Origin of the sequence: Streptomyces sp. I05A-00742, assembly GCF_013055795.1 — a bacterium.
Taxonomy (GTDB): Bacteria; Actinomycetota; Actinomycetes; order Streptomycetales; family Streptomycetaceae; genus Streptomyces.
The window spans coordinates 1-22,753 of sequence record NZ_JABETO010000038.1; the positions used below are offsets into that span (position 1 = coordinate 1).

Genomic DNA, 22,753 nt, shown 5'->3' on the forward strand with positions numbered 1-22,753 from the left:
GGGGGCGGCCGCGGCCGGTGCCGGGGTGCCGACCTCGGGCAGCGCGGGGTCGTCCGCGGCCTGCCGCATCCGGTGGCCGAGCGCCAGCAGCCGCTCGTCGCCGGTACGCACCCGGGCCTCGGCGGCGCGCCGCAGTTCCGCGAGGCGGTCCTCGACCGCGGCGAACCGGCCGGTGTCGAAGAGCCGGCCCAGCAGCCGGGCGCGGGCGCCGTCCTCGGCCCGCAGGAAGCGGGCGAAGTCGCCCTGCGGCAGGAGGACGACCTGGCAGAACTGCTCGCGGTTCATCCCGAGCAGCTGGGTGATCTCCTCGCCGATCTCCTGGTGGGAGCGGCTGAGGCCGTGCCACTGGGCGTCGCGGAACTCGCGCAGGGTGCTGTACGCCTTCTCGCGGGTGACACCGGTGCCCCGCTTCTTCGGCCGCAGCTGTTCGGGCCGCCGGGTGATCTCCAACCGGCGCCCGCCGACGGTGAGTTCGAGGGTGACCTCGGTAGGGACGTCCGGTGCGGCGTGGTCGCTGCGCAGGCCGGGGCCACTGCTCTGGCGGGCGCCGGGGACGCCGCCGTAGAGGGCGTAGCAGACGGCGTCCAGGACGGACGTCTTGCCGGCGCCGGTCGGCCCGTGCAGCAGGAACAGCCCGGCGGCCGACAGCTCGTCGAAGTCGACGGTCTGCGGGGCGGCGAACGGCCCGAAGGCGGTGATCTCCAGGCGGTGCAGCCTCATCGTTCCTCCTCCGCGGCGGTCACGCGCACGGTGTCGAGGGCGGCGGTCAGCACGGCGCGCTCGTCCTCGTCGGGTCCGTAGCCGCGGACGTGCGCCACGAAGTCCTCGGTGATCTGCCGGTCGGAGCGGCCGCGCAGCCGCTGGGCGTAGGAGGCGAGGGGGTCCTCGGGGGCGCGGTCGGGGTCCAGGACCAGGCTGAGCACGTGCGGGAAGCGGGCGGCCAGCCGGGCCATGGGGTCCTTGGGGCGGACGGGGTCGGTGAGGGTGGCCTCGACCCATGCCTCCTCGTACCGGTCGAGGGCAGGGTCCTCCAGCAGCCCGTCCAGCCGGCCCCGGACGCGGGCCAGCGGGCGGGGCACCGGGCAGTCGACCCGCTCGCCGGTCACCGTGCCGTCGGCGTCGAGGTCGATCAGCCACATGGTCTTACGGTGGGCGGCCTCGGAGAAGGAGTAGGCGAGCGGCGAGCCGGAGTAGCGGACGCGGTCGGTGATCGTCTGGCAGCCGTGGAGATGGCCGAGCGCCGTGTAGTCCACGCCGTGGAAGAGCTCGGGCGGTACCGCGGCGACCCCGCCGACGGTGATGTCGCGCTCGCTGTCGCTGGGCGCGCCGCCCGCGACGAAGGCGTGGGCGAGGACGACGGAACGCGTCCCGGCGGGCCGTCCGGCCAGATCGGCCCGCACCCGGTCCATGGCCGCCCCCAGCACGGCCGCGTGGCCGGTCCCCCGGGCGCCGAGGGTGCCGCGGACGAGCGCGGGTTCGAGGTAGGGCAGGCCGTAGAAGGCGACGTCCCCGTGCGCGTCGGAGAGGACGACGGGGGTGCCGCACCCGGCCGGGTCGGTGCGCAGGTGGATGCCGGCGCGGCCGAGGAGCCCCGCGCCGACGCCGAGCCTGCGGGCGGAGTCGTGGTTGCCGGAGATCATGACGACCGGCACGCCGGTCTCCGCGAGGCGGTGCAGGGCTTCGTCGAACAGCTCGACGGCGGCGAGTGGCGGCACCGCGCGGTCGTAGACGTCACCGGCGACGAGCACGGCGTCCACCTCCCGCGCTCGCACGGTCTCCACGAGATGCCCGAGGAAGGCGCGCTGGGCGTCCAGGAGGCCCACCCGGTGGAAGGAGCGTCCCAGATGCCAGTCGGACGTGTGCAGCAGTCTCACGCGTCGGCTCCCGTCACCACGTTGTCCGTTCCTCCCCTTGCTCCACACCGGCCCTGGGCCTCCACACCGGCCCTGGGCGTTCCGGCCCGTCCCGTCCGGCTCCGCCCGCCTCCGGGGCTCACAACCGCCCCACAGTCTCGCATCCGGTGGGGGGCCGGGCGGCCGGTGCCTCCGCACCGCGGCCGGGCGGCCGGAGCGGGTGCGGCGCCGCTCACCGAACCGTGCCCGCAGGGTCGGGCCGCCTGCCCTCAGGCCTCCCCGTACGCCTCGTCCCCCAGCTCCAGCACCGCCGTGCCGGCCGTCGCGTCCGCCAGCCACGCCCGGAACGCCTCGACCTCGGAGTCCGGCAGCCCGATCCCGATCGTCACGCCCGTCCCGTAGGCCACCTCGCGCACGGTGCGTCCGGACGCCCGCAGTTCGTTCTCCAGCTTTCCGGCCCGCTGGTGGTCGACGGTGACGGTCGCCAGCCGGTAGCGCCTGCGGGTCACGGTGCCGAGGGTGTCGAGAGCTTCGCCGACCACTCCCCCGTAGGCGCGGATCAGTCCGCCCGCGCCGAGCTTGATACCGCCGAAGTACCGGGTGACGACGGCGACGACGTAGCGCATCTCCCGCCGCACCAGCATCTGCAGCATCGGCACCCCGGCGGTGCCGCCGGGCTCGCCGTCGTCGCTCGCCCTCTGCACCGAGCCGTCGGCGCCCAGGACGTACGCGAAGCAGTTGTGGCGGGCGGTGGGGTGGTCCCGGCGGATCCGGGCGATGAACGCCTGGGCCTCCTCCTCCGTCGCGACGGGCGCCAGCGCGCAGATGAAGCGCGACTTGTTGATCTCGATCTCGTGCACGCCTTCACGGGCGAGGGTGCGGTACTCGTCCTGCATCCTTGCCTTTCACGATGGGTCTCCGACCTGCTCGAACAGGCTATCCGAGGGGCCACCCCACGAGTCACGGGAACCCCACGGATACACGACCGCCTGCTCCTGCTCCGAGCGGACAACCCCCGCTCAGGCCTTACGGGCGAGCAGGTGCACCTCCTGGAACTGCCGCCGGTCGGTGGGCCGGGGCTCGCGGACCATCCGGGCCACCTCGGCCAGCCCGGTCTCGCGCAGCAGCGCGGCGAGGTGGTCGGGCCACCACCGATAGGCCGGCGCGACCGTGTGGTCGAAGACCTGCGTCGGGTGGGACGGATCCTCGCTCGCCGAAAAGCCGATCAGAAGGTGGCCGCCGGGCGCCAGCACGCGGTGGAACTCCGCCAAGATGACGGGGAGTTCCCCCGGCGGCGTGTGAATGATCGACCAACGGGAGAGTACGCCGCCCAGCACGCCGTCAGCGATGTCCAACGCGGCCATCGAGCCCACGTCGAACCGCAGGCCCGGACAGGCCCGCCGAGCCAGCTCGATCATCGTGGGAGAGGCATCGACACCGAACGCGGCCAGCCCCAGCCCGTCCAGATGAGCAGTGACATGACCGGGCCCACAGCCCAGGTCCGCGACCTGACCGTTCCCGCCCGCACTGACGGCCTCGGCGAAGGCGCCCAGGATCGCGCGGTCCAGGGGACTGTCACGCAGCGAGTCACGGAACAGCTCCGCATAGGTGGGGGCGACAGCGTCGTAGGCCTCGCGGGTGGCACCGAGGGCATCGTGTTCAACCATGCTCGCGAACAGTAGTTCCTGGCCCGGAGGCGGGCCAAGGGAATCACGAACCGGGCAGTGAGGCGCTCGAAAACCGGTGGAGGAGCGCCGCTGTGTGCCATTACCGTGCTGTCGGTCCAAGTCGTCCAGTCGTCCAGCGAAGGGACGTGCCGTTGTACACCGTGTGAGACCTCCCGAGCGCTGAATCGTCGCGCGTCGCGCCTGTGCGCCGCGCTCCTTTTTGCTGCGGATTCTCACTGGAACCGGTGTACTTCTGTGCTCAAAACCTGGGTGGTCATGCCCACCTGCCTGCCGCTCGTTCTCCGCCGTTGCCACGCGTGCGCGTCCGAGCGATTCCGGGCAAGCGGCAAATTCCGCGTCAACGCACACCACAAGCTCATCGACGCCTGGCTCCTCGTGCTCTGTACCGCTTGCGGGGAAACCGCGAAACTCACGGTCCTGGAACGGATGAACGTGCGCTCCGTACGACCTGAACTGCTGGACCGGCTGCACGCCAACGACCCCGGCCTGACCGCCGAGCTGCTTCAGGATCCGGTCGTGCGGCGCCGTAATCGCATCACCCTCGACTGGGACAACGCCTGGCGCCTCGACACCGGCGGACCGGATCACCTGGACCACGAGGTGATCGATGTCTCGGTCCGCTTCGCGGCGCGGATCCCTGTCCGGCCGGTGCGACTGATCGCGGAAGGGTGCGGTCTTTCGCGGGCCGAGGTCGAGAGACTGATCACGGAGGGCAACCTCGTATCGGCGGTCCGGCTGAGCGGCAAGCTCTCCGGCGACTTCACCTTCACGCTCAAGCGCTGAGCCCTCCTCGGAACCAAGGGCCTGTCCGGCACGATCCGCCGGACGGGCCCTTCCCCTGTCCGCCTTCGTCCACCGCCATGCCGTTGCCGAGCCGCCCGGAACAGGGCAGCGGAGGGCGCCGGGAATGCTCGCGCAGGAGCGCTCGTTGAGCGGGCATGTACGCAGAACCGGGGACCATCCGAAAGATCATCGAGGAGAGCGGCGACACCTGGGCGGTGGTCGGCCTCTCGAACAACCCGCAGCGCGCCGCCCACGGCGTCGCCGACGTACTCCGCCGCCACGGCAAGCGCGTCGTGCCCGTACACCCCAAGGCCGAGACCGTGCGGGGAGAGCAGGGGTACGCCACCCTCTCCGACATTCCGTTCCCCGTCGACGTCGTCGACGTCTTCGTCAGATCCGAGCTCGCCGGAGCCGTCGCGGACGAGGCCGTGGCCATCGGCGCCAAGGCCGTCTGGTTCCAGCTCGGCGTCATCGACGAGGACGCGTACGAGCGGACGCGCGCGGCGGGGCTGTCCATGGTCATGGACCGCTGCCCGGCGATCGAGCTCAAGTCCCTGGGCGATCGCTCGGCCGCGGGCCGGTAGACGCCCGGCCCCCACCGGGCAGAGAGGCGGCCCCGCCCCGCGGGAACGCACGTCCGTCCGTCACCCACAACGGTGAACGCGGAATTCGCCGCGTCGGCGGCCGGGCAGTCTTACGACGGTAGTACGGGCCACTCCCCGGGGAGCAAGGGGGATCGTGTGACGCCGCAGGAACAGGACCGTCGTCTCTCCCGGGACCCGGTGGCCGTCGTGGGGCCGGCCGGGGGCAAGGCCGGACGGGGGGGGAATGGGGCAGTCGGTTGCCTCGGACGGCGGGAATGATCTTTAAGGATTGAGTGACTATAGAAGGCTGTTGATCGTTAGGAAGTCATGACTTCAACCGAACGTAACAGCACACGCAAGTCGACTCGCGCCCGCGTCGCGGCGGCGCTCGCCGCTTCGGTGCTCTCCTTGGGGGTCGTGGGACTGGCGGCCCCGTCGGCTTCCGCGGCCAGCGGGTGCCAGGTCGATCCGGCCGACGGGTTGGTCTACTGCAACATTTTCGACATCCCGCCCGTCGCCAAGCCCGCCCTTGACATCGCTATCGGCATGACCTGCCTGAACAAGGAGACGAAGGACTTCCTCATCTGCGAGGCGGATCAGCAGAAGCCGGCCGGCACCGCCTCCGCCCCGGGCCGTGCGGCCTCCCAGTGACCGTTCGGTCCTCTCCAGTTCCTGAGCACCCAGGGCGGCCCTCCGACGTGAGATCCGGACGGGCCGCCCCGGCGGCGTTAGCACGGCTGTCGCACCGCGGCGGCGGGCTCCGCCTGCGGGGCACCCTGCATCGGCTGATCCACGCCTCGAACCGGACCGTGGTCAGTCGAAGAGGTGGCCGAGGACGGCGTCGGGGCGGCAGATCGAGCAGGTGACGGCCTCTCGGACACGACAGCTGACATCGGCGGCTCGGACCGGCCCCTCGACCTGTCGGCGGCCGACCGAGTCCCACGGCCGACGTCACCGCGCCCCAAGGACCGCGTCCCGCCGGCTCAGGAGGCGAGCCCCTCCAGCACGGTGACACCAGGAAGTTCGCCCAGAGCCCGACCAGGCACGATGATCTTGCCCCGTCGGCTGCCGCTGCCGATGAGAACGTACGGGGTCGCGACGACCGCGGCATCGATCAACAGCGGCCACCCGGCAGGCAGTCCGATCGGCGTGATGCCGCCGTACTCCATACCCGTCGCCTCCAGCGCGGCGTCCATCGGCGCGAAGGACACCTTGCGCGCCCCGAGATGACGCCGGACGGCGCCGTTGACGTCCACCCGCGTGTGGCCGAGGGCGACGCAGGCGGCCAGGGAGGCGACACCGCCCCGCTTGGCGGCGACGACGACGCAGTTGGCGGACTGCTCAAGGAGCCAGGGGCCGTAGTTCTCGACCAGGACGGCGGTGTCGGCCACCTCGGGGGCGGTGTCGACGTGCAGCACCTGGTCGGCGGGGCCCGGGCCGGGCCAGGTGCGGAGGGCGGCGGCGACGGGCGGGACCAGCAGGTCCATGCGCTCCAGAGCAGGCGTGACGTCGTCGAACGCGTCCAGCGGGGTCGATTGATCGATCATGGGAGCCACGCTAACAGCCGCCGGACGGCGGCCGGTCGGTGCTCAGCGCACCGGTGGCACGGCCACCGCCATGGTCATGGTGACCGGCTCGGAGCCGTCGTTGCGGTACTGGTGCCGGACGTTGGACTCGAAGGCGGCCGCGGTGCCCGCGGGGACGGCGTACTCGTCGCCGTCCACGACGAGGGTGAGCACTCCGGAGGTCACGCGGAGCAGTTCCGTCGTGCCGGCGGGGTGCGGATCGGAGACGCTGCTGTCCCCGGGCTCGATGCGCCAGTCCCACAGTTCCAGCGGGCCGGGGCCCTCGGCACCGATCAGCAGGGAGGTGTGGCTGCCGGCCGCCGTGGACCACATCGTCACGGCCTGCTCCTCGGAGACCGTCCGGACGCGCGGCCCCTGCTCGTAGTCGAGCAGGGTGGCGATGCTGATGCCGAGGGCGTCGGCGAGTTTGACGGTGGTGCCGACGCTGGGGTTCGTCCGCGCCTGCTCGATCTGGATGATCATGCCGCGGCTCACTCCGGAGCGCGCCGCGAGGGCGTCGAGCGTGAAGTTCCGCTCGGCGCGCCAGTGCTTCAGGTTCCGGGCGAGCGACTGCGTGAGCTGGTCGAGGTCCGTCACGTTCCATCCAATATTTTCGATGACGCGGTTCATTTGAGTGAACTAGGGTGTGCTCGATCGCACCATTCACTGTACTGCACTGCGAGGTTCACCCCATGACACCGATCTTCGCCCTGGCCACCAGTCTCCTGTGGGGGCTGGCCGACTTCGGCGGCGGCCTGCTCACCCGGCGGATACCGGCCCTGACCGTGGTGGTGGTCTCGCAGCTGCTGGCCCTGGCCGCGCTGGGGACGGTCGTCGTCGCCACCGGTGGCTGGTCCGAGGCCGGGCCACAATTCTGGTACGCGGTGGCGGCGGGTGTGGTCGGTCCCGTGGCGATGCTCTTCTTCTACAAGGCGCTGGCGCTCGGGCCCATGGGCGTCGTCGCCCCGGTGGCCGCGCTCGGCGGCGTCATGGTGCCGCTCGGCGTCGGCCTCGCGGCCGGCGAGCGGCCGGGGCTGCTCCAGGTCGCGGGCATCGTGGTCGCCGTGGCCGGGGTGGTCCTGGCGAGCGGGTCGGGCGGCGGCGGGTCGGTGCAACAACGCACCCTCCTCCTCACCTTCGTCGCGGCGCTCGGCTTCGGCACCGTGATGGCGCTGATCGCCGAGGCGTCCGACAACCTGACCGGCCTCTTCCTCGCCCTGTTCGTCCAGCGGCTGTGCAACGTGCTCGTGGGCGGCGGCGCGCTACTGGTGTCCACGCGGCGCGGCACCCCGGCGCTGCCGGAGGAGGGCCTGAGCGCCCTCGTCCCGGCCCTGCCCGCGCTGGCCTTCGTCGGGCTGGCCGACGTGGCCGCGAACGGCACGTACAACCTGGCCGCGAACAGCGGCCCGGTGACCGTCGCGGCCGTCCTCGCCTCGCTCTACCCGGTGGTGACGGCGCTGACCGCACGCGGCGTGCTCAACGAGAAGCTGCGCACGGTACAGGCGTCGGGCGCGGGACTGGCCCTGGTCGGGACCGTCCTGCTCGCCTCGGGCTGAGTCCGGACACCGCACGCGGGGCGCACCGCGCTCACGGCTCGGGCACGGAGGACGGCGCCGCGCGCAGCGGCGGGGTCCAGCCCCGCTCCGCGTCCCAGCGCCGAACGATCCTGGCGGGCACCCCGGCCACCACCGCGTGGTCGGGCACCTCGCCCCGGACCACCGCCCCGGCCGCCACCACGACGTTCCGGCCCAGGCGCGCGCCGGGCAGGATCACCGCGCCGGCCCCCAGCCAGCTGCCGGGCCCGATGGTGACGGGCGCGCTGCGCGGCCACTGGTGACCTATGGGCTGGTCGGGGTCGTCATAGGCGTGGTTGTCGCTGGTGACGTAGACGTACGGTCCGCAGAAGACGTCGTCCCCGAAGGTGACCTCCCGAGAGGCGATCACATGGCTGCCCCGGCCGAGCACCACGCCGTTGCCCAGCCGCAGCAGCGGATCGGGGCCGAGGTCGAGCCCGGGCACCATGCCGACGGTCAGCGTGACCTGCTCCCCGACGATGCAGTGGTCGCCCAGCTCGATCCACCGCTCCCCGAACACGGTGCCCAGGGGGAAGGCGAGGCGGGTGTGTGCGCCGATCCGCCCGAAGCGGTACGGGCCGGGGCGCTCGGCGGTCACGGCACCGCTGTCCTGGACCCAGCGCCAGCCGCGGTGGACCGCCCGCGAGACGGTGCGGCGCCGCCAGGCCCCGAGGGCCGAAGCGGCGCCGGACAAGAACGTGTTTCGGTACTTCGGCACCCGCTCACCGTACTCAGCGGTCCGCCCGGCGGCCGGGGCCGCGTCCTGTGATCTTGCCCCTACCGGGCGGGGGCCCGGCGCGGTCGCCGGCCCGATTGCGGCCGGATTGCGGTCGGCCTCCGGCGGCGGAAGATGGAACCCGTGGCGGACACCGAGGTGCCGGTACTGATCGTCGGCGGCGGGCCGGTCGGGCTCACCGCCCGGGCGCTCCTGGAACGCTGGGGCGTACAAACCCTGTTGGTCGAGAAGCACGGCGAGCTGTCGCCCTTCCCGCGGTCCCGCCTGGTCAATGTGCGCTCGATGGAGATCTTCCGGCAGCTCGGACTCGCCGCCGGAATCACGGCCGTCGCGTTCGCACCGGAGTACGGCCGCATCCGCTTCCGCGACACCCTGTGCGACCGCGACTTCGCCACGGCGGCGATGGTCGGGATCAACGCGCCCGTACCCGAGAGCCCGGTGACCGGCGCGGTCACCTCGCAGGATCGCCTGGAGCCCCTCCTGCTCGCCGCGGCGGACGCGCCCGTACGGTTCGGGACCGAACTCGTCGGCCTGGCTCAGGCGACCGACGGCGTCGTCGCCTCGCTCGTCGACCACCGGCAAGGTGCCGGGACACGCGTCCACGCCCGCTACGTCCTCGCCACCGACGGCGCGAACTCCACCGTCCGCCGCCTGCTGGGCATCGGCGCCACGGGCCCCGGAGCGCTCGGAGGCTTCACCACCGTCGTGTTCGACGCCGACCTCGACCGGTGGTGCGCCGACCGGCCCGCCGGGGTGTACTTCACCACGCGGGGCCTGTTCGCCCCGCTCTACCCCGAAGGGGGCTGGGCCTGGTTCGTCCCCACACCCGACGCCGCCGTACGAGCCGACTGGCCCGGCCTCGTCTCGGACGCCCTCGGCTCCGACGGGGAGGTACGGGCCGACGTCCTGCGGGTCCAGCATTGGGTGATGAACGCGTTCGTCGCCGAGCGCTTCCGGCACGGCCGGGTCCTGCTGGCCGGCGACGCCGCGCACGCGATCCCCATCGTCGGCGGCCTGGGCATGAACACCGGCATCGCCGACGCGCACAACCTGTGCTGGAAACTGGCGGGCGTGCTCCATGGATGGGCCGGACCGGGCCTGCCGGCGACCTACGCGACGGAGCGGCAGCCCGTCGCCCACCGGACGCTCCGGCAGGCGGTGGCCAACACCCAGCTCCTGCTCCATGTGCAGAACCAGCGGCGCGAACAGCTCCGCACCGGCGCGGCGCCACCGGACCACCTCGAACTGCCCTGGTCGGACCGGTACTTCGCCCAGCTCGGTCTCGTCCTCGGCGCCGCCTACCGCTCCGAAGCCGTCCTCGCCGACGACAGCGCCCCGCCCGAGGAGCCCGACCCGCCCGCCACGGGCACGGATTACGTCCCCACCGCGGAACCGGGCCATCGCCTGCCGCACCTCTGGCTCGCCCGCGACCGCTCCACGCTCGACGCCTGCGGCGAATGGTTCACCCTGCTCACCCCGGACCCCGCCCGCCGGTCCCACCACACCGACGGGCCATGGCCGCTGCGCGTCGAGCCCCTCCCCCACGAGCACACCGAAGCCTGCGGCCTCGGCCCGCGCGGAGCACTGCTCGTCCGCCCCGACGGCCACATCGGCGCGTGCTGGCACGACGGCCCACCGAACGACGCCGGCCTGGAGCACGCCCTGGCCTCGATCACGGGCTCGGCACCCCGCTGACGGACCGGCTCGTGGATCCCCGGCGGCTCAGCCGCCCATCGCCTCGCGGTGCGTCTTCGCCAGCTCCACGTACAGCTCGGCGTTGACGCGGATGAGTTCGCGCTCCTCGTCGGTCAGCTGCCGCCGGACCTTGGCCGGCACTCCGGCCACGAGCGAGCCCGGGGGCACCCGCATGCCCTGCGGCACCAGCGCCTGGGCGGCGACGAGCGAACCGGCGCCGATGTGGGCGCCGTTGAGGACGGTGGCGCCCATGCCGATGAGTACGTCGTCCTCGACGGTGCAGCCGTGCAGGACGGCGTTGTGCCCGACGGTCACGCGCTCGCCGACCGTGACGGGGAAGCCGGGGTCCACGTGGACAGTGCAGTTGTCCTGGATGTTGCTGTCGGCGCCCAGCCGGATGGGGCCGCAGTCGGCGCGCAGGACGGCGTGGTACCAGATGCCGGTGCCGGCGGCGAGGGTGACGTCGCCGACGACCACGGAGGTGGGGGCGGTGAAGGCCGCGGCATCGACCGCCGGCTCCTTGCCGCCCACGCCCGCGATCAACGCCCGTTCCGTCATGGCCCGCTCCTCGCCGTCGCCCGTGCGCCGCCGTCCTCGGCGTTAGGGAGCACGGTAGGCGAAACCCCACCCCGGACGCCCGGGGTGGGGTGAAGATCACATCGTGGCGCGGCGCGCCGGATCCCGGCTCAGTCGTTCACAGCCACCGTCTCGGGCTGTACCGCGAGCTGCCCCTCGGCCTGCTTCTGCGCCTTCTTGGCCTTGATCCGCATCACGACGAAGGACCCCACGCCGATGACGACGGCGAGGACCAGGCCCACCCAGGAGAACTTGCCGATCCACTCCTCGGCGACCTTGCCCACCGTGTAGATGAGGGCGACGGTGCCGCCGGCCCAGACGATGCCGCCGAGGACGTTGGCGATGAGGAACTTCCAGTACGGCATCTTCAGCACGCCCGCGAGCGGGCCGGCGAAGATCCGGAGGAGGGCGACGAAGCGGCCGAAGAAGACGGCCCACATGCCCCACTTCTGGAAGGAGCGCTCGGCGGTCGCGATGTGGTGCGGGCCGAAGTGCTTGGGGAACTTGCGGCCGAGCCACTCCAGCAGCGGTTTGCCGCCCTTGCGGCCGATCATGTAACCGATCGAGTCACCGATGATCGCGCCCGCGACGGCACAGGTGCCGAGGATGTACGGGTTGATGTGGTCCTGGGAGGCGGCCAGCAGCGTGGCGCTCACGAGGACGATCTCGCCGGGAAGCGGGATGCCCAGGCTCTCCAGCCCGATGACCCCGCCCACCAGCAGGTAGACGACGACCGCCGGTACCGTTTCGAGTGTCTCCTGGATGTGCAACGCCGGTTCCTCCCGTTGACGACCTGTTTACCGGCGTGCGCCGGGATGGCGCACGCCGGGAAGCCTACTGGAGGTTAGGACCCTCCCCAGGGCCGGGCGGTTGAGGTCCGACGGCTATTTGTTCGGCTTGTTGGGCCGCAAAGTCCATATAACCGACATTTCCCCGGTCTCCACTCCGTCCTCGCGGGTGATCGAGATCCGCACCGGGAATTCGGGGCGCTCTCCGGCGTCCAGCTCGGCGAGCACGTCGGCGGCCGGCCGGCCGAGGACGGCGGTGGCGGTGACGGGCCCCTGGGCGATCTTCTTGAAGGCGATCTCGGCCCGGACCGGGAGCGGTACGACCCGCGAGAGCTGGTCGCCGAAGGCCCCGAGGACGACCGCGCCGCTCGCCGACTCGGCGAGGGTGAACATCGCGCCGGCGTGCGGGCCGCCCACGTGGTTCTGGTACTCCGGCTGGTCCGGCAGGCGCAGCACGGCCCGCTCCGGGGTGGTCTCCTCGTATACGAGGTTGAGCGTGCGGACCATCGGGACGGTGGCCGCGAGCAGTTCGCCGATCGAGGGCTGGGTCTCAGACATGCGCCGAAGTTACCAGCCGGTAGGGGTGGGCGGAAAGGGTCGGCGATCACGTACGTCACCTCTGCCCCTTATGGTTGTCGGCCATGTGGCCAGGACAGCAGCCCGCCAACGGGGGCGAGCAGAACCCGCAGCAACCTCATCCGTACCCGCAGCAGCCGGGGTACCAGCCCAATCCGTACCAGCAGCCGGGTCCTCAGCAGCAGAACCCCTACGCCCAGCCCGGTGGATACGCCCAGCCCGGTGGACCGGGGCCCGGGCAGCCGGGCGCACCGCAGTGGCAGACGCCGGCCGCCCCGCCCGGCGCACCGCAGCGGCCGGGCGGGGGCGGCGGGAAGCGCACCACCGTCATCGCGGTCACCGCGGCGCTCGCGGTGGTGGCCGCCGCGGCGGTCACCGGCTTCGTGGTGCTGAAGGACGACGACGAGAAGACCTCCGCCCGGAACGATCCCAAGCCACCGGCGTCGGCCCCGGCCTCAGCCCCCGCGTCCGCCCCCGCGAGCCAGAGCCCCTCCGGCCAGGCGTCGCCGGAGGACAACCCGCGGGGCGGGGACAGCATCAAGCCGGTGATCGACGGCTGGAAGGTCGTCGTCAACACGAAGCGGCACAACGCCTTCGACGTCCCGCCGGACTGGGAGGTGGGCGGCCCCTCCCGGCAGTTCAGCATCACTGACGAGAGCGCCAAGAACGACAAGTCGCTCCTCCTCCCCAAACCCGCCGCGGTCATGACGGGCCCCGCCACCTACAAGCAGAACGTGTGCGAGGAGCACAACAACATGGGGGCGACAGGCACCAAGGGCGCGCAGGGCGCGAAGGACGAGTCCAGCGCCGCCGAGGCCGAGGCGCTCAGCTGGGTATGGGCGGCGTTCGACCAGAAGAAGACCGGGACGTTCAAGAAGTCCGAGGCCACGGCATTTAAGAGCGACCACGGGCTGTCCGGCCATATGGCCACCGCCACCGTCACCGGCGTCAAGAAGACGGGGAAGTGCTCGACCGACGGCAAGGCCGTCGCCATGACCTACAAGGACACCAACGGCGACTACGCCACGTGGATCCTCTACAGCGTCAAGGGCACGCCGGACGAGCTGCCGGAGGCGACCATCAAGAAGATCATGAGCTCCCTCCGCCCGCTGGAGAGCTCCTGACCGCAGGACTTCGGGGCGGGCCGGGGCGTTCCCCGGCTCGCCCCTCTGTCGTGTCCGGGGGCTCATCCCACGCCGAACGCCCCGCCCGGCGGCTCCGGGGAGCCGACCGCGTCCGCGTCGCCCACCGGAGCCGCCCCCGCGGTGAAGCGGTCGAGCGCGTCCCCGTGCACGACCCGTGCCGGGAACGCGTCCGCCGCGGCGCGCCGGGCGAGGGGGTCCAGGGGCAGGTCCGCGGTGGACGCGACGAGGACCGCGTTGCCGAACCGGCGGCCGCGCAGCACGGACGCCTCGGCGATCAGGCACAGCCGGGGGAGGACGGCCGCGAACGTGGCGACCTGGGAGCGCAGGAAGCCGAAGGGCGCGCCGTCGGCCAGGTTGGCCGCGTACAGGCCGCCGGGGCGCAGCACCCGGGCGACCGACCGGGCGTACTCGACGGAGGTGAGGTGCGCGGGCACCCGGGAGCCGCCGAAGACATCGCCGACGATCACGTCCGCCGACGCGTCGGGCGCCTCCTCCAGCGCGGCCCGGGCGTCGTCGGCGCGGACCGTGACGCCTGAACCGGCGGGCAGCGGGAGGTGTTCGGCGACGAGGGCGACGATCCCGCGGTCGGCCTCGACGACGAGCTGCCGGGAGCCCGGCCGGGTGGCGGCGGTGTAGCGCGGCAGGGTGAGCGCGCCGCCGCCGAGGTGCAGCACGTCCAGCGGGCGGCCCGGCGGTGCCGCGGCGTCGAGGACGTGGCCGACCCGCCGGGCGTACTCGAATTCGAGGTGCTCGGGATCCCCGAGGTCGACGTAGGACTGGGGCGCGCCGTCGACCGTCAGCAGCCAGGCGCGCTCACGGTCGATGTCGGGCAGCAGCTTGGCGGTGCCGCCGTCCACGTCACGGGTCACGGGTATCGGTTCGTCCACGTCCCCATTGTGCCGAGGCGGGCGGACCGCCCGGTGCCGCGGTCCGGGGCGTCACTCCTCCGTGGCATCACTCCTCGGTGGCGGTCACGGCGCCCGTGCCGATGGTCCGGCCGCCCTCGCGGAGGGCGAAGGCGAGTCCGGGTTCGAGCAGCACGGGGCGGTCGAGGACGGCGGTGAGGGACACGGTCCCGCCGGGCCGGGCGAGGCCGCGCGGGCCGAGGTCGAGGCCGCCCGTGACGTCGGCCGTGCGGAAGTGGAACTGGGGGCGGTAGCCGCTCGCCAGGGGCGTGTGCCGGCCGCCCTCCGCCGGCGTGAGCACATGGAGGCGCGCCGTGAAGCGCCGGCGCACGGTGACACTGCCCGGCGCGACGACGACGTCCCCGCGCCGGAGTTCGTGCCCCTGCAGCCCGCGGAGCAGCAGGGCGACCCGGTCGCCCGCCCGGGCGGTCTCCACGGGGCGGCGGAAGCTCTCCAGCCCGGTCACCCACACGCTGTGGTCCAGCGCCTCGGGGACCTCCACCAGGTCACGGAGGCGCACGGTGCCGCGTTCGACGACGCCGGTGACGGCGGTGCCCACCCCGCGGACGATCCGTACCCGCTCCACCGGGAGCAGGAAGGGCGCGTCGGTACGTCGTGGCGGTACGGGTACGTAGGTGTCGACCGCGTCGAGCAGCGCCTCGATCGTGGCGGTCCAGCGCGGATCGCCGGCCAGGGCGCCGCGGGCGGAGACGCGGACGACCGGGGTCAGCTCGCCCGGGTAGCCGTGCGCGGACAGCAGGTCGCGGACCCTGAGCTCGACGAGGGCGGTCAGCTCCGGCTGGGCGGCGTCGGCCTTGCTGAGTGCCACGACGAGGTACCCGACGCCCATCTGCCGGGCGAGCAGGACGTGTTCGACGGTCTGGGGCATGACGCCGTCGACCGCCGAGACGACGAGGATCGCCCCGTCGAGGGGGGCGGCCCCCGCGATCACGCGGGTGGTGAAGGCCGGGTGCCCCGGCAGGTCCGCGTGGGCGTAATGCCGGAACTCGGTCCCGTACTCCAGGTGCGTGGTGTGGACGGTGAGCCCGCGGGCGGCCTCCTCGGACGTCCGGTCGATGCGGGCGACGGGGAGGAAGGCGGCCGTGCCCCGGTCGGCGAGCACCTTGGTGATGGCCGAGGTGAGCGTGGTCTTGCCATGGCCGAGGTGACCGAGGGTGCCGATGTTGAGGTGGGTCTTGGGAGGGGTGTGCGCCTGCTGGGACATGTGCGGGTCTCCGGTTCTCCGGTACTGCGTCGGACGCGATCGTCGTGGGCCCCGGGGCCTGGCCGACCCTCCCCGTACGGGGCCGCCGGGGGCGATCCGGGAAGGGTCAGCGTCGCGTCGGGACGGGCGTGCCGGAGGGCATGGGAGCACTGGCGATGCGGGCAGCCCTCGGCGGGCCCGCGGGGGCGGGCCTCCTCGCGCAAGGGACGTACCGGAGCATGCTTCTGATGCTCGCTCACGCCGCGGGAGGCGTCGAATGGTTTTCGCCGCCGCCCCGGCCCCACCCCGGGTCGGGGCCCGGGGAACGCCCCCGACGCGCCCCTCACTTCATCCGTCGATCACACCGCGGGTGCCTCCGTGTCGGTTACGCTCCTTCGGTGCACGATTCCGCCGCGCCCTCCCCCGGCCCCGCCGAGCGGCGCCTCGCGCGTGCTCTGCTCTCCCCCTGGTCCCGGCTGGCCCTGCTGGTGGTGATCGTCGCCGGTGCCGTGGCGACCGTCCTGTCCTGCCATCCCGAACGGCTGCTCTCGGAGGGCCTGCCGGCCGGGGTGCCCCACGGCCTCGCCTTCGTCCTGTTCTCGGCGGCGTACGGGCTGTGCACCGCGGCGTTCGTGCCCCGCCCGGTGCTGAGCGTCGCGGCCGGCACGCTCTTCGGCACCCAGACCGGTGCCCTGGCCGCCCTTCTGGGCACGGTCCTGGGCTCGGCGGCCTCGTTCGGCCTCGCCCGGCTGCTCGGACAGCGGGCCCTGCGTCCGCTGCTCCGCGCCCGGTGGCTGCGGAGCGCGGACCGGCAACTGAGCCGGCACGGCTTCCGCTCCATGCTGGCGGTGCGGCTCTTCCCCGGGGTGCCCTTCGCCGCGGCCAATTACTGCGCGGCGGTGTCACGGGTGGGCTGGACGCCGTTCCTGCTGGCCACCGCCCTGGGCAGCGCGCCGAGCACCACGGCCTACGTGATCGCGGGCAGCCACGCGGCGTCGCCCGGTTCCCCCGCCTTCGTCGCGGCGGTGGCGTTCATCGCGGTCACCGGCCTCGCGGCCGTGCTGGTGGTCTGGCGCCGCAGGGGGCGGGCGCTCCCGGCGGGGCGCCGGCAGCACCCCTGAGCGGTCGGGTCCGCTCAGCGGCCCTTCGGCTCCGGGTCCTTCTTGTTCTCGTCGTTCTCGTCCCGTTCGCCCTCCGCCTGCGAGGGCGTGGTCCGCGGTGTCTGCGGGTGCACCCGCTCGGGGGGCTCGTCGTCGCGCTCCCCCTCGGCCTGGGACGGTGTCGTGTCGCTCATGCTGCTTCCCCTTCCGCGGCGGCCGCCCGCGCGGCGCCCTCCGGGTACCCGCGGGCGGGACGGCCATGCCGTACGGCGTCCGGCGGCGGGAACCCCCGGCCGCTCACGCCCTCGCCCTGCCCGGCGGCGGTCTGAGGTCGCCGCCCTTGCGGAGGACGGCGTACCCGATCCCGATGCCCGCCGCCACCGGCCACTCCAGGACGCCCGCCACGCCGAGGGCGCCGACGCCGAGGTAGAGCGGCAGCCCGCCCTTGGCGGGGAGGATCCGCTGGGCCGCAGTGACCGGCAGCTTGACGGCCTTGAGGGCGGTGCCGGCGACGGAGTCGACGGGGATGGTGACGGTGACGGTCCGCTGCCCGTCCCGGTGGACGACCGACGCGGTGGGCCGGTGGACGTCCTCCTCGTGGTGGTGCTCCGCGCTCTCGGAGCGGCCGGTGTCCCGGTGGTCCGCGGGGTGCCCCTGGTGCTGCCGGGAGGAGTGCTTGTGGGCGTGCTTGGTGTGGTGGCTCACGGATGTCCCTCCAATGCACGGATGTCCCTCAAATGCCCTGCCGCACATGCAGGCATTCATGCACTTTTCTCATTATGTTCATTTTTGGTGCATTCGCCTCTCACGTGGCCCCGCCACCCGGCGCTCCGCACCACGGAACGCGTGCGGCGCGGAGGAGGTCCTGGTGCGGTCGTGGAGCGCGGTGGTGCCGGTCCTCGTCGGCTCGGCCCTCCTGGGACCGGTCCGGGCGCTGGGCGCCGCGGCCGACGGGGCGGCCGGTGCGCTCCGCTGGGGACGCCGGACGGCGGACGAGGCCCTGACCGGGCTGTCGTCCGGGCTGTCCGAGGCGGCCGCCGTGCTCGCCGACGCGGGCCGGGACCGCGCCCGGCGCCGGGTGTGGACGAGCGCCGGACGAACCCACCTGGAGGTACGGGGCCTGGCCGGCGGTGACGAGCGGCACGACCGGCTCGCGACGGCCCTGTGCACCGCGCTGCGCCGGCTGGAGGGGGTGCGCTGGGCCGAGGTCAACGCGGTGCTCGGGCATCTGGTCGTCGACGCGGACGAGGACCGCGTCCCCGTCGGCGATCTGCTGGAGCTGGTGGAGCGGATCGAGGAGGAACACCTCGGCGCCGGGACGTTCGGTGCCGGCGGCCCGCGCCCGCCGTTCGACGAGGTGCCCGCCACCCTGGCGAAGGTGGCGCTCGCGGCCGACTGCGTGGGGCTGGTGTGCTCGACGGCCCGCCGGCTGAGCCCGCTGCCCGCCCTGCCGCCGTCCCTCCGGCTGCCCGCGGTGCTGGCCGAGACACAGCCCCGGCTGCGCCGCCTCCTGGAGGACCGGCTGGGCCGGGAGCACGCCGAGGCCCTGCTCGCGGCCTCCAACGCGACGGTGCACGCGCTGACCCGGGGCACCGCGCCGCTGACGCTGGACCTGGTGCGCCGGCTCTGGCAGCTCGCTGAGATCCACGCCCGGCAGGGCGTGTGGGCCCTGCGCGAGGCCGAGCTCGTCGAGCGCGACGGCCTTCCCCGGCAGGCCCCCGAGCGCCCCGCCCGGCCCGTCCCCCTCCCCGAGGGCCCCGTCGAGTCCTGCGGCCGGCGCACCTCGCTGACGGCCCTGCTGGGCGCCGGCGGACTGCTCGCCTGGACCCGCGACCACGAACGGGCCGCCCGCACCGTCGTGGCCACCGCGCCCAGGGCCGCCGAGGCCGGCCGGGAGGCGTTCGTCGCCCGGCTGGCCCGGGACCTGGCCCGGGCGGGCGCGGTGCCGATGGACGCGGCCGCCCTCCGCCGGCTCGACCGGGTCACGGCCGTGCTGATCGACGCGCCGGTGCTGTGCACCCCGCGTCCCCGGCTGCTGTCGGCCGCCGCCACCGGCGGCCGGGACGAGGCGGCCGTCTGGAGCGCGGCCCACCGCGTCCTGGCCCGGCTCACCCTCGGCGAGCTCCGCGGCCCGGGCCCGTGGTCGTCCGGCGGATGGCGGCTGGAGCGCGCCCGCGACGCGCCGCCGGGACGCCCGGACGCCGCCGGGGGCCTGCCCCTGGACCTGTGGGCCCCGGACGGGGAACGCGCGGGCCGGCTCCTGGTCGGCTGCGCGCTGGACCCGCTGGCCGACGCCCTCCTCGCCGTCGCCCGCGGCCCCACCCGCCGGGTGCTCCTCACCGAACACGCCAGCGCCGGCGAGCTGTTGCCGCGCGCCCACCGGACGGTGCCCGCCGACGTGCCCCTGGCCGAGGAGGTCCGGCGGCTCCAGCGCGACGGGGAGGTGGTGCTGCTCGTCAGCGGCGGCGCGGACGGGGCGCTGGCCGCCGCCGACGTCGGCGTCCACGTACCGCCGGGCCCCGGTGCGACGGGCGGGGTGTGCTGGTCCGCCCACCTGATCTGCGGTCCCGGACTCGCCCTGGTCTGGCGGCTGCTGGCCGCCCTGGAACCGGCGCGCGAGGTCAGCGGCAGGTCCGCCCGGCTGTCCGTGGGCGGGTCCCTGCTGGGGGCGTTGATCGCGACGGGCGGGGCCCGGCACGGCCAGGCCGGTCTCGTCACCTCGCCGGTGCACGGCGCCGCCCTCCTCGCCATGGCCGACGGCCTCCAGGCCGCCCGTCGGGTGGCCGCCCGCCCGCTGCCGCCCGGCCGCGTCCGGGGGACCTGGCACGCGCTCGGCGCGGAGGAGACCCTGTCCCTCCTGCGCGCCTCCGCCGGTCCCGGGACGGCCCGGGCGGCACCCGCCCGGCGCCGCTCGCCGGCCGCCGCCGTGGCCCGGCTGCCCGTCCTGGGGCCGCCGGCCCGTGCCTCGGGACGGCTGCTGGGCGCGGTCCGCGAAGAGCTCCGCGATCCGCTCACCCCGGTGCTCACCCTCGGCGCGGCCGCCTCCGTCGCCGTCGGCTCCACGGTCGACTCCGCCCTGGTGGGCGGCGTGATGACCGGCAACGCCCTGATCAGCGGGGTGCAGCGGCTGCGCGCCGAGCAGGCCCTGCGCGGGCTGCTCCTCGCAGAACGGCCCACCGCCCGGCGCCTGACGTGGCACCCGCCCGGTCCGGCCCCGGACGGGCTCCTCGCCTCCCTGGGAGCCGCGCCCGTCCGCACGGTCGCCGCGGAGGAGCTGCGGACCGGGGACGTCATCGCGCTGGGCCCGACCGACGTCGTCCCGGCGGACGCCCGGATCGTGGCCGCCGACCGGCTCGAACTCGACGAGTCCCCGCTGACCGGCGAGTCCGCGCCCGTCGCCAAGGACGCGCGGGCGACGCCGGGCGCCGACCTCGCCGAACGGTCCTGCATGGTCTACCAGGGCTGCACCGTGCTGGCGGGGACCGGGTACGCGGTCGTCGTGGCCACCGGGGCCCAGACGGAGGCCGGACGGGCCGCGGACCTGGTCGGCGACGCCGTCGCGGCACCCGGCATCGAGGCGCACCTCGCGGCCCTGACCAGGACCGCGCTGCCCGCGGTCGCCGTCGGGGGCGGCGCGGTGACCCTCCTCGGGCTGGTGCGCGGGCTCCCCCTGCGGCAGGCGGTCGCCTCCGGGGTGGCCGTCGCGGTGGCCGCCGTCCCGGAAGGGCTGCCGCTCGTCGCCACCGTCGCCCAGTCGGCGGCCGCGCGGCGGCTCTCGCAGCGCGGCATCCTGACCCGGTCCGCCCGGGCGCTGGAGGCCCTCGGCCGCGTCGACACCGTCTGCTTCGACAAGACGGGCACCCTGACCCGGGGCCGTCTCGCCGTCACCCGGCCGGCCGCCCTCGGCCGTGAACCGTCCCTGGACGACCCGTCGGGGCGGCGGATCCTGCGGACCGCGGCCCGCGCCTGTCCCCCGCCCTCGCCCGGCCGGCCCCCGCCGCACGCCACCGACCGGGCCGTCCTGGACGCGGCCGCCGCGCACTGCGGCCCCGACCGCGACTGGCGGCTGACCGCCGAACTGCCCTTCGAGACCGGCCGGGGCTACTCCGCCTCCCTCGGCACCGACGGCGGCCCGCCCCTGCTCACGGTCAAGGGCGCGCCCGAGACGGTGCTCGCCCGCTGCGCCGCGGTGGCGTCCGACGACGGCTCCCCCGAGCCGTTCGGGCCGGGTCAACTCCGCGCCGCCCAGGAGCTGGTGCGGCGGCTCGCGGACGACGGGCTGCGCGTGCTGGCCGTCGCCGAGGCGCGGCCTCCCGCCGGGGCCGACGCGGAGTCCGGCCTTCCGGAGCTCGTCCGCGATCTGACGCTGGTCGGGTTCCTCGGGCTCGCCGACACCCCGCGCCCGGGTGCCGCGGACGCCGTCCGGCGGCTCACCGAGGCGGGCACCCGCGTTGTGATGATCACCGGTGACCATCCGGTGACGGCGGCCGCCGTCGCCCGCGAACTGGGCGTGCCCGCCGACAGGGTGGTGACCGGCCCGGAACTCGACACCCTCCCCGAGCCGGAGCGCCTCGCCCGCGTCGCGCGCGCCACGGTGTTCGCCCGGGTCTCCCCCGAGCAGAAGGCCGGCATCGTCCACGCCCTGCGGGCCACCGGCCATGTGGTGGCCATGACGGGGGACGGCATCAACGACGCCGCCGCCATCCGGCTCGCGGACGTGGGCATCGGGCTGTCCGCCCACGGTTCCACGTCCGCGCGGGCCGCGGCGGACCTCGTCCTCGCCGACCCCGACCCGCGCCTGATCGTGGACGCCCTGCTGGAGGGCCGGGCGCTGTGGCGCAGCGTCCGGGACGCGGTCGCCGTCCTGGTCGGCGGCAACGCGGGCGAGGTCGCGTTCACGCTGCTCGGCACGGCGCTCTCCGGGCGCGCGCCGCTGGGCACGCGCCAGTTCCTCCTGGTCAACCTGCTCACCGACATGCTGCCCGCGCTGGCCATCGCCCTCGCCCGCACGGCCGAGGAGGACGACCTCGCCGCGGGTCCCGTGCCCGCGCTGCTGGGCCGCGACCTGGCCCGCGCGCTGGCAGTGCGCGGCACCGCCACCGCGCTCGGCGCCGCGGCGGCCTGGCAGTTCGGCCGGGTGACGGGCCGTCGGGGCCGGGCGGGAACGATGGGTCTGGCGGCCCTGGTCCTCACCCAGCTCGGTCAGACCCTCACCACGGACTGGCGGAGTCCGCTCGTCCTGACCACCGCGGGGCTCTCGGCCCTGGCGCTCCTCGCCGTGGTGCAGACCCCCGGCGTCAGCCACTTCTTCGGCTGTACCCCGCTCGGTCCGGTGGCCTGGAGCATCGTCCTCGCCTCCTCGGCCGTCGCCACGCTGGCCGCCGCCGCGGCGCCGCGGCTGCTCGACGGCGGGCGCGAGGTGCCGGCCGGCGGCCCTGTCGCGGCCCTTGTGCCGGCCGGCCGCCGGGGCGGCGCACGGACGTGACGCCGGGAGCCCCCGGGCGGTCATTCGTACGGCAGCCCCTCCCGCGCGCGGTTCCCCAGCCAAACCGCGTTGCAGAGGGGTGCCCGGTGCGCGGAGAACTCCTGGCGGCCGCAGACGGGCAGGTGGGCGATGCGGCACTGCTCGGACGGCGGCGGCGCGCCGCGCCGGCGCCCGACGGCCCGTCCGTCCTCGCCCAGGAACCACTGCCTGCCGTCCGGCACTTCGGCGACGGGCAGCGGTTCCGGTTCGAGGAGCACCCAGTGCCCGGCCGCGGTCGGCCGGAGCTCCTGCGGCCGACCGCAGTCCGGGCAGGCCGGTGTGTCCGGCCGCCGGGCGCTGATGCCTTCGTCGTCGCCGTCCGGTACGCCGGCGGTGCGCGGTACCTCGTGTCCCCCCATGTCCGGAGCGTGCCGCGGGACCGGTCCGGCCGCCAGGACCGCCCCGGCCGTTCGTTCCGGCGACGGCCGGTGAGGCGGGGACAGGGAGGGGCTTGGGG

Annotated in this window: 23 protein-coding genes; 8 read left to right on the plus strand and 15 right to left on the minus strand. The window is 74.5% G+C overall.

Annotated features, from left to right (window positions below; translation table 11 throughout):
- The 4 genes from HN013_RS26420 to HN013_RS26435 all read right to left on the minus strand — a co-directional run.
- The coding region (locus HN013_RS26420) for an AAA family ATPase (RefSeq protein ID WP_171170491.1) at positions 1 to 720 on the minus strand (720 nt) is incomplete at its 3' end.
- Positions 717 to 1,874, minus strand: a complete 1,158-nt coding sequence (locus tag HN013_RS26425) for an exonuclease SbcCD subunit D (protein WP_171170493.1) — start codon at positions 1,872 to 1,874, stop codon at positions 717 to 719. The genes HN013_RS26420 and HN013_RS26425, both read right to left, overlap by 4 nt.
- A 248-nt stretch (positions 1,875 to 2,122) precedes the next feature.
- Entirely contained in the window at positions 2,123 to 2,749 is a 627-nt protein-coding gene (locus tag HN013_RS26430) for a YigZ family protein (protein WP_171170495.1), read from the minus strand.
- Positions 2,750 to 2,872: 123 nt separating this feature from the next.
- On the minus strand, positions 2,873 to 3,520 hold the full coding sequence (locus HN013_RS26435; protein ID WP_171170497.1) for a class I SAM-dependent methyltransferase: 648 nt from the start codon (positions 3,518 to 3,520) through the stop codon (positions 2,873 to 2,875).
- Between the two features lie 276 nt (positions 3,521 to 3,796).
- Between HN013_RS26435 and HN013_RS26440 the strand changes: the two genes are divergently transcribed.
- From HN013_RS26440 to HN013_RS26450, 3 genes are all read left to right on the plus strand, one after another.
- Complete coding sequence (locus HN013_RS26440; RefSeq protein ID WP_212764841.1) at positions 3,797 to 4,324, plus strand: DUF1062 domain-containing protein; 528 nt, start codon at positions 3,797 to 3,799, stop codon at positions 4,322 to 4,324.
- Positions 4,325 to 4,479: 155 nt separating this feature from the next.
- Positions 4,480 to 4,908 (plus strand): CoA-binding protein, encoded by a 429-nt coding sequence (locus tag HN013_RS26445; RefSeq protein ID WP_171170500.1) that lies wholly within the window; start codon positions 4,480 to 4,482, stop codon positions 4,906 to 4,908.
- A gap of 327 nt (positions 4,909 to 5,235) precedes the next feature.
- Positions 5,236 to 5,559: a hypothetical protein gene (locus tag HN013_RS26450; RefSeq protein ID WP_171170502.1), complete on the plus strand. Its 324-nt coding sequence runs from the start codon at positions 5,236 to 5,238 to the stop codon at positions 5,557 to 5,559.
- Between the two features lie 332 nt (positions 5,560 to 5,891).
- On the opposite strand, the gene HN013_RS26455 is transcribed toward HN013_RS26450, so the two are convergent.
- Together HN013_RS26455 and HN013_RS26460 are read right to left on the minus strand one after the other, a co-directional pair.
- Entirely contained in the window at positions 5,892 to 6,455 is a 564-nt protein-coding gene (locus HN013_RS26455; protein ID WP_171170504.1) for a YbaK/EbsC family protein, read from the minus strand.
- 42 nt (positions 6,456 to 6,497) lie between these two features.
- Entirely contained in the window at positions 6,498 to 7,070 is a 573-nt protein-coding gene (locus HN013_RS26460) for an XRE family transcriptional regulator (protein WP_171170506.1), read from the minus strand.
- A gap of 95 nt (positions 7,071 to 7,165) precedes the next feature.
- On the opposite strand from HN013_RS26460, the gene HN013_RS26465 reads away from it, so the two are divergent.
- Positions 7,166 to 8,029 carry an EamA family transporter gene (locus HN013_RS26465; protein WP_171170508.1) on the plus strand — a complete coding sequence of 288 codons (864 nt, stop codon included), beginning with the start codon at positions 7,166 to 7,168 and terminating at the stop codon, positions 8,027 to 8,029.
- 31 nt (positions 8,030 to 8,060) lie between these two features.
- Here HN013_RS26465 and HN013_RS26470 read toward each other — a convergent pair whose 3' ends face one another.
- Positions 8,061 to 8,765 (minus strand): DapH/DapD/GlmU-related protein, encoded by a 705-nt coding sequence (locus tag HN013_RS26470; protein ID WP_171170510.1) that lies wholly within the window; start codon positions 8,763 to 8,765, stop codon positions 8,061 to 8,063.
- Between the two features lie 132 nt (positions 8,766 to 8,897).
- On the opposite strand from HN013_RS26470, the gene HN013_RS26475 reads away from it, so the two are divergent.
- Positions 8,898 to 10,478 carry an FAD-dependent monooxygenase gene (locus HN013_RS26475; RefSeq protein WP_171170512.1) on the plus strand — a complete coding sequence of 527 codons (1,581 nt, stop codon included), beginning with the start codon at positions 8,898 to 8,900 and terminating at the stop codon, positions 10,476 to 10,478.
- 27 nt (positions 10,479 to 10,505) lie between these two features.
- Here the strand turns inward: HN013_RS26475 and HN013_RS26480 are convergent, their stop codons facing one another.
- The 3 genes from HN013_RS26480 to HN013_RS26490 form a co-directional block, all read right to left on the minus strand.
- Entirely contained in the window at positions 10,506 to 11,036 is a 531-nt protein-coding gene (locus HN013_RS26480) for a gamma carbonic anhydrase family protein (RefSeq protein WP_171170514.1), read from the minus strand.
- A 128-nt stretch (positions 11,037 to 11,164) separates the two neighbouring features.
- The gene (locus tag HN013_RS26485; protein ID WP_171170517.1) at positions 11,165 to 11,824 is read right to left on the minus strand and encodes a DedA family protein; all 660 of its coding nucleotides are present in this window, start codon (positions 11,822 to 11,824) and stop codon (positions 11,165 to 11,167) included.
- A 114-nt stretch (positions 11,825 to 11,938) separates the two neighbouring features.
- Positions 11,939 to 12,400: a DUF4442 domain-containing protein gene (locus HN013_RS26490; protein ID WP_171170519.1), complete on the minus strand. Its 462-nt coding sequence runs from the start codon at positions 12,398 to 12,400 to the stop codon at positions 11,939 to 11,941.
- 83 nt (positions 12,401 to 12,483) lie between these two features.
- Here HN013_RS26490 and HN013_RS26495 point away from each other — a divergent pair, with 83 nt between their 5' ends.
- Positions 12,484 to 13,542, plus strand: a complete 1,059-nt coding sequence (locus tag HN013_RS26495) for a hypothetical protein (protein WP_171170521.1) — start codon at positions 12,484 to 12,486, stop codon at positions 13,540 to 13,542.
- A gap of 62 nt (positions 13,543 to 13,604) precedes the next feature.
- On the opposite strand, the gene HN013_RS26500 is transcribed toward HN013_RS26495, so the two are convergent.
- Positions 13,605 to 14,450 carry a spermidine synthase gene (locus HN013_RS26500; protein ID WP_171170523.1) on the minus strand — a complete coding sequence of 282 codons (846 nt, stop codon included), beginning with the start codon at positions 14,448 to 14,450 and terminating at the stop codon, positions 13,605 to 13,607.
- A 67-nt stretch (positions 14,451 to 14,517) separates the two neighbouring features.
- Entirely contained in the window at positions 14,518 to 15,693 is a 1,176-nt protein-coding gene (locus HN013_RS26505; RefSeq protein ID WP_171170525.1) for an elongation factor Tu, read from the minus strand.
- 377 nt (positions 15,694 to 16,070) lie between these two features.
- Between HN013_RS26505 and HN013_RS26510 the strand changes: the two genes are divergently transcribed.
- Positions 16,071 to 16,793 carry a TVP38/TMEM64 family protein gene (locus tag HN013_RS26510; protein ID WP_171170527.1) on the plus strand — a complete coding sequence of 241 codons (723 nt, stop codon included), beginning with the start codon at positions 16,071 to 16,073 and terminating at the stop codon, positions 16,791 to 16,793.
- A gap of 14 nt (positions 16,794 to 16,807) precedes the next feature.
- Here HN013_RS26510 and HN013_RS26515 read toward each other — a convergent pair whose 3' ends face one another.
- Together HN013_RS26515 and HN013_RS26520 are read right to left on the minus strand one after the other, a co-directional pair.
- Positions 16,808 to 16,966, minus strand: coding sequence for a hypothetical protein (locus HN013_RS26515; RefSeq protein ID WP_171170529.1), 159 nt, complete (start codon positions 16,964 to 16,966; stop codon positions 16,808 to 16,810).
- A 103-nt stretch (positions 16,967 to 17,069) separates the two neighbouring features.
- Positions 17,070 to 17,477, minus strand: coding sequence for a hypothetical protein (locus tag HN013_RS26520; protein WP_171170530.1), 408 nt, complete (start codon positions 17,475 to 17,477; stop codon positions 17,070 to 17,072).
- A gap of 163 nt (positions 17,478 to 17,640) precedes the next feature.
- Here HN013_RS26520 and HN013_RS26525 point away from each other — a divergent pair, with 163 nt between their 5' ends.
- Positions 17,641 to 22,257 (plus strand): cation-translocating P-type ATPase, encoded by a 4,617-nt coding sequence (locus HN013_RS26525; protein WP_312018721.1) that lies wholly within the window; start codon positions 17,641 to 17,643, stop codon positions 22,255 to 22,257.
- Positions 22,258 to 22,277: 20 nt separating this feature from the next.
- On the opposite strand, the gene HN013_RS26530 is transcribed toward HN013_RS26525, so the two are convergent.
- Positions 22,278 to 22,655 (minus strand): DUF6083 domain-containing protein, encoded by a 378-nt coding sequence (locus HN013_RS26530; protein ID WP_171170534.1) that lies wholly within the window; start codon positions 22,653 to 22,655, stop codon positions 22,278 to 22,280.
- Between the last annotated feature and the right edge of the window lie 98 nt (positions 22,656 to 22,753).

What these genes read in the sequence shown, in the direction of transcription:
- HN013_RS26490 (WP_171170519.1), bottom strand. Translation starts at nt 12,400, where the DNA reads ATGTCTGAGACCCAGCCCTCGATCGGCGAACTGCTCGCGGCCACCGTC.
- HN013_RS26480 (WP_171170514.1), bottom strand. Translation starts at nt 11,036, where the DNA reads ATGACGGAACGGGCGTTGATCGCGGGCGTGGGCGGCAAGGAGCCGGCG.
- HN013_RS26505 (WP_171170525.1), bottom strand. Translation starts at nt 15,693, where the DNA reads ATGTCCCAGCAGGCGCACACCCCTCCCAAGACCCACCTCAACATCGGC.
- HN013_RS26440 (WP_212764841.1), top strand. Translation starts at nt 3,797, where the DNA reads ATGCCCACCTGCCTGCCGCTCGTTCTCCGCCGTTGCCACGCGTGCGCG.
- HN013_RS26515 (WP_171170529.1), bottom strand. Translation starts at nt 16,966, where the DNA reads ATGAGCGACACGACACCGTCCCAGGCCGAGGGGGAGCGCGACGACGAG.
- HN013_RS26475 (WP_171170512.1), top strand. Translation starts at nt 8,898, where the DNA reads ATGGAACCCGTGGCGGACACCGAGGTGCCGGTACTGATCGTCGGCGGC.
- HN013_RS26435 (WP_171170497.1), bottom strand. Translation starts at nt 3,520, where the DNA reads ATGGTTGAACACGATGCCCTCGGTGCCACCCGCGAGGCCTACGACGCT.
- HN013_RS26450 (WP_171170502.1), top strand. Translation starts at nt 5,236, where the DNA reads ATGACTTCAACCGAACGTAACAGCACACGCAAGTCGACTCGCGCCCGC.
- HN013_RS26430 (WP_171170495.1), bottom strand. Translation starts at nt 2,749, where the DNA reads ATGCAGGACGAGTACCGCACCCTCGCCCGTGAAGGCGTGCACGAGATC.
- HN013_RS26530 (WP_171170534.1), bottom strand. Translation starts at nt 22,655, where the DNA reads ATGGGGGGACACGAGGTACCGCGCACCGCCGGCGTACCGGACGGCGAC.
- HN013_RS26495 (WP_171170521.1), top strand. Translation starts at nt 12,484, where the DNA reads ATGTGGCCAGGACAGCAGCCCGCCAACGGGGGCGAGCAGAACCCGCAG.
- HN013_RS26465 (WP_171170508.1), top strand. Translation starts at nt 7,166, where the DNA reads ATGACACCGATCTTCGCCCTGGCCACCAGTCTCCTGTGGGGGCTGGCC.
- HN013_RS26445 (WP_171170500.1), top strand. Translation starts at nt 4,480, where the DNA reads ATGTACGCAGAACCGGGGACCATCCGAAAGATCATCGAGGAGAGCGGC.
- HN013_RS26455 (WP_171170504.1), bottom strand. Translation starts at nt 6,455, where the DNA reads ATGATCGATCAATCGACCCCGCTGGACGCGTTCGACGACGTCACGCCT.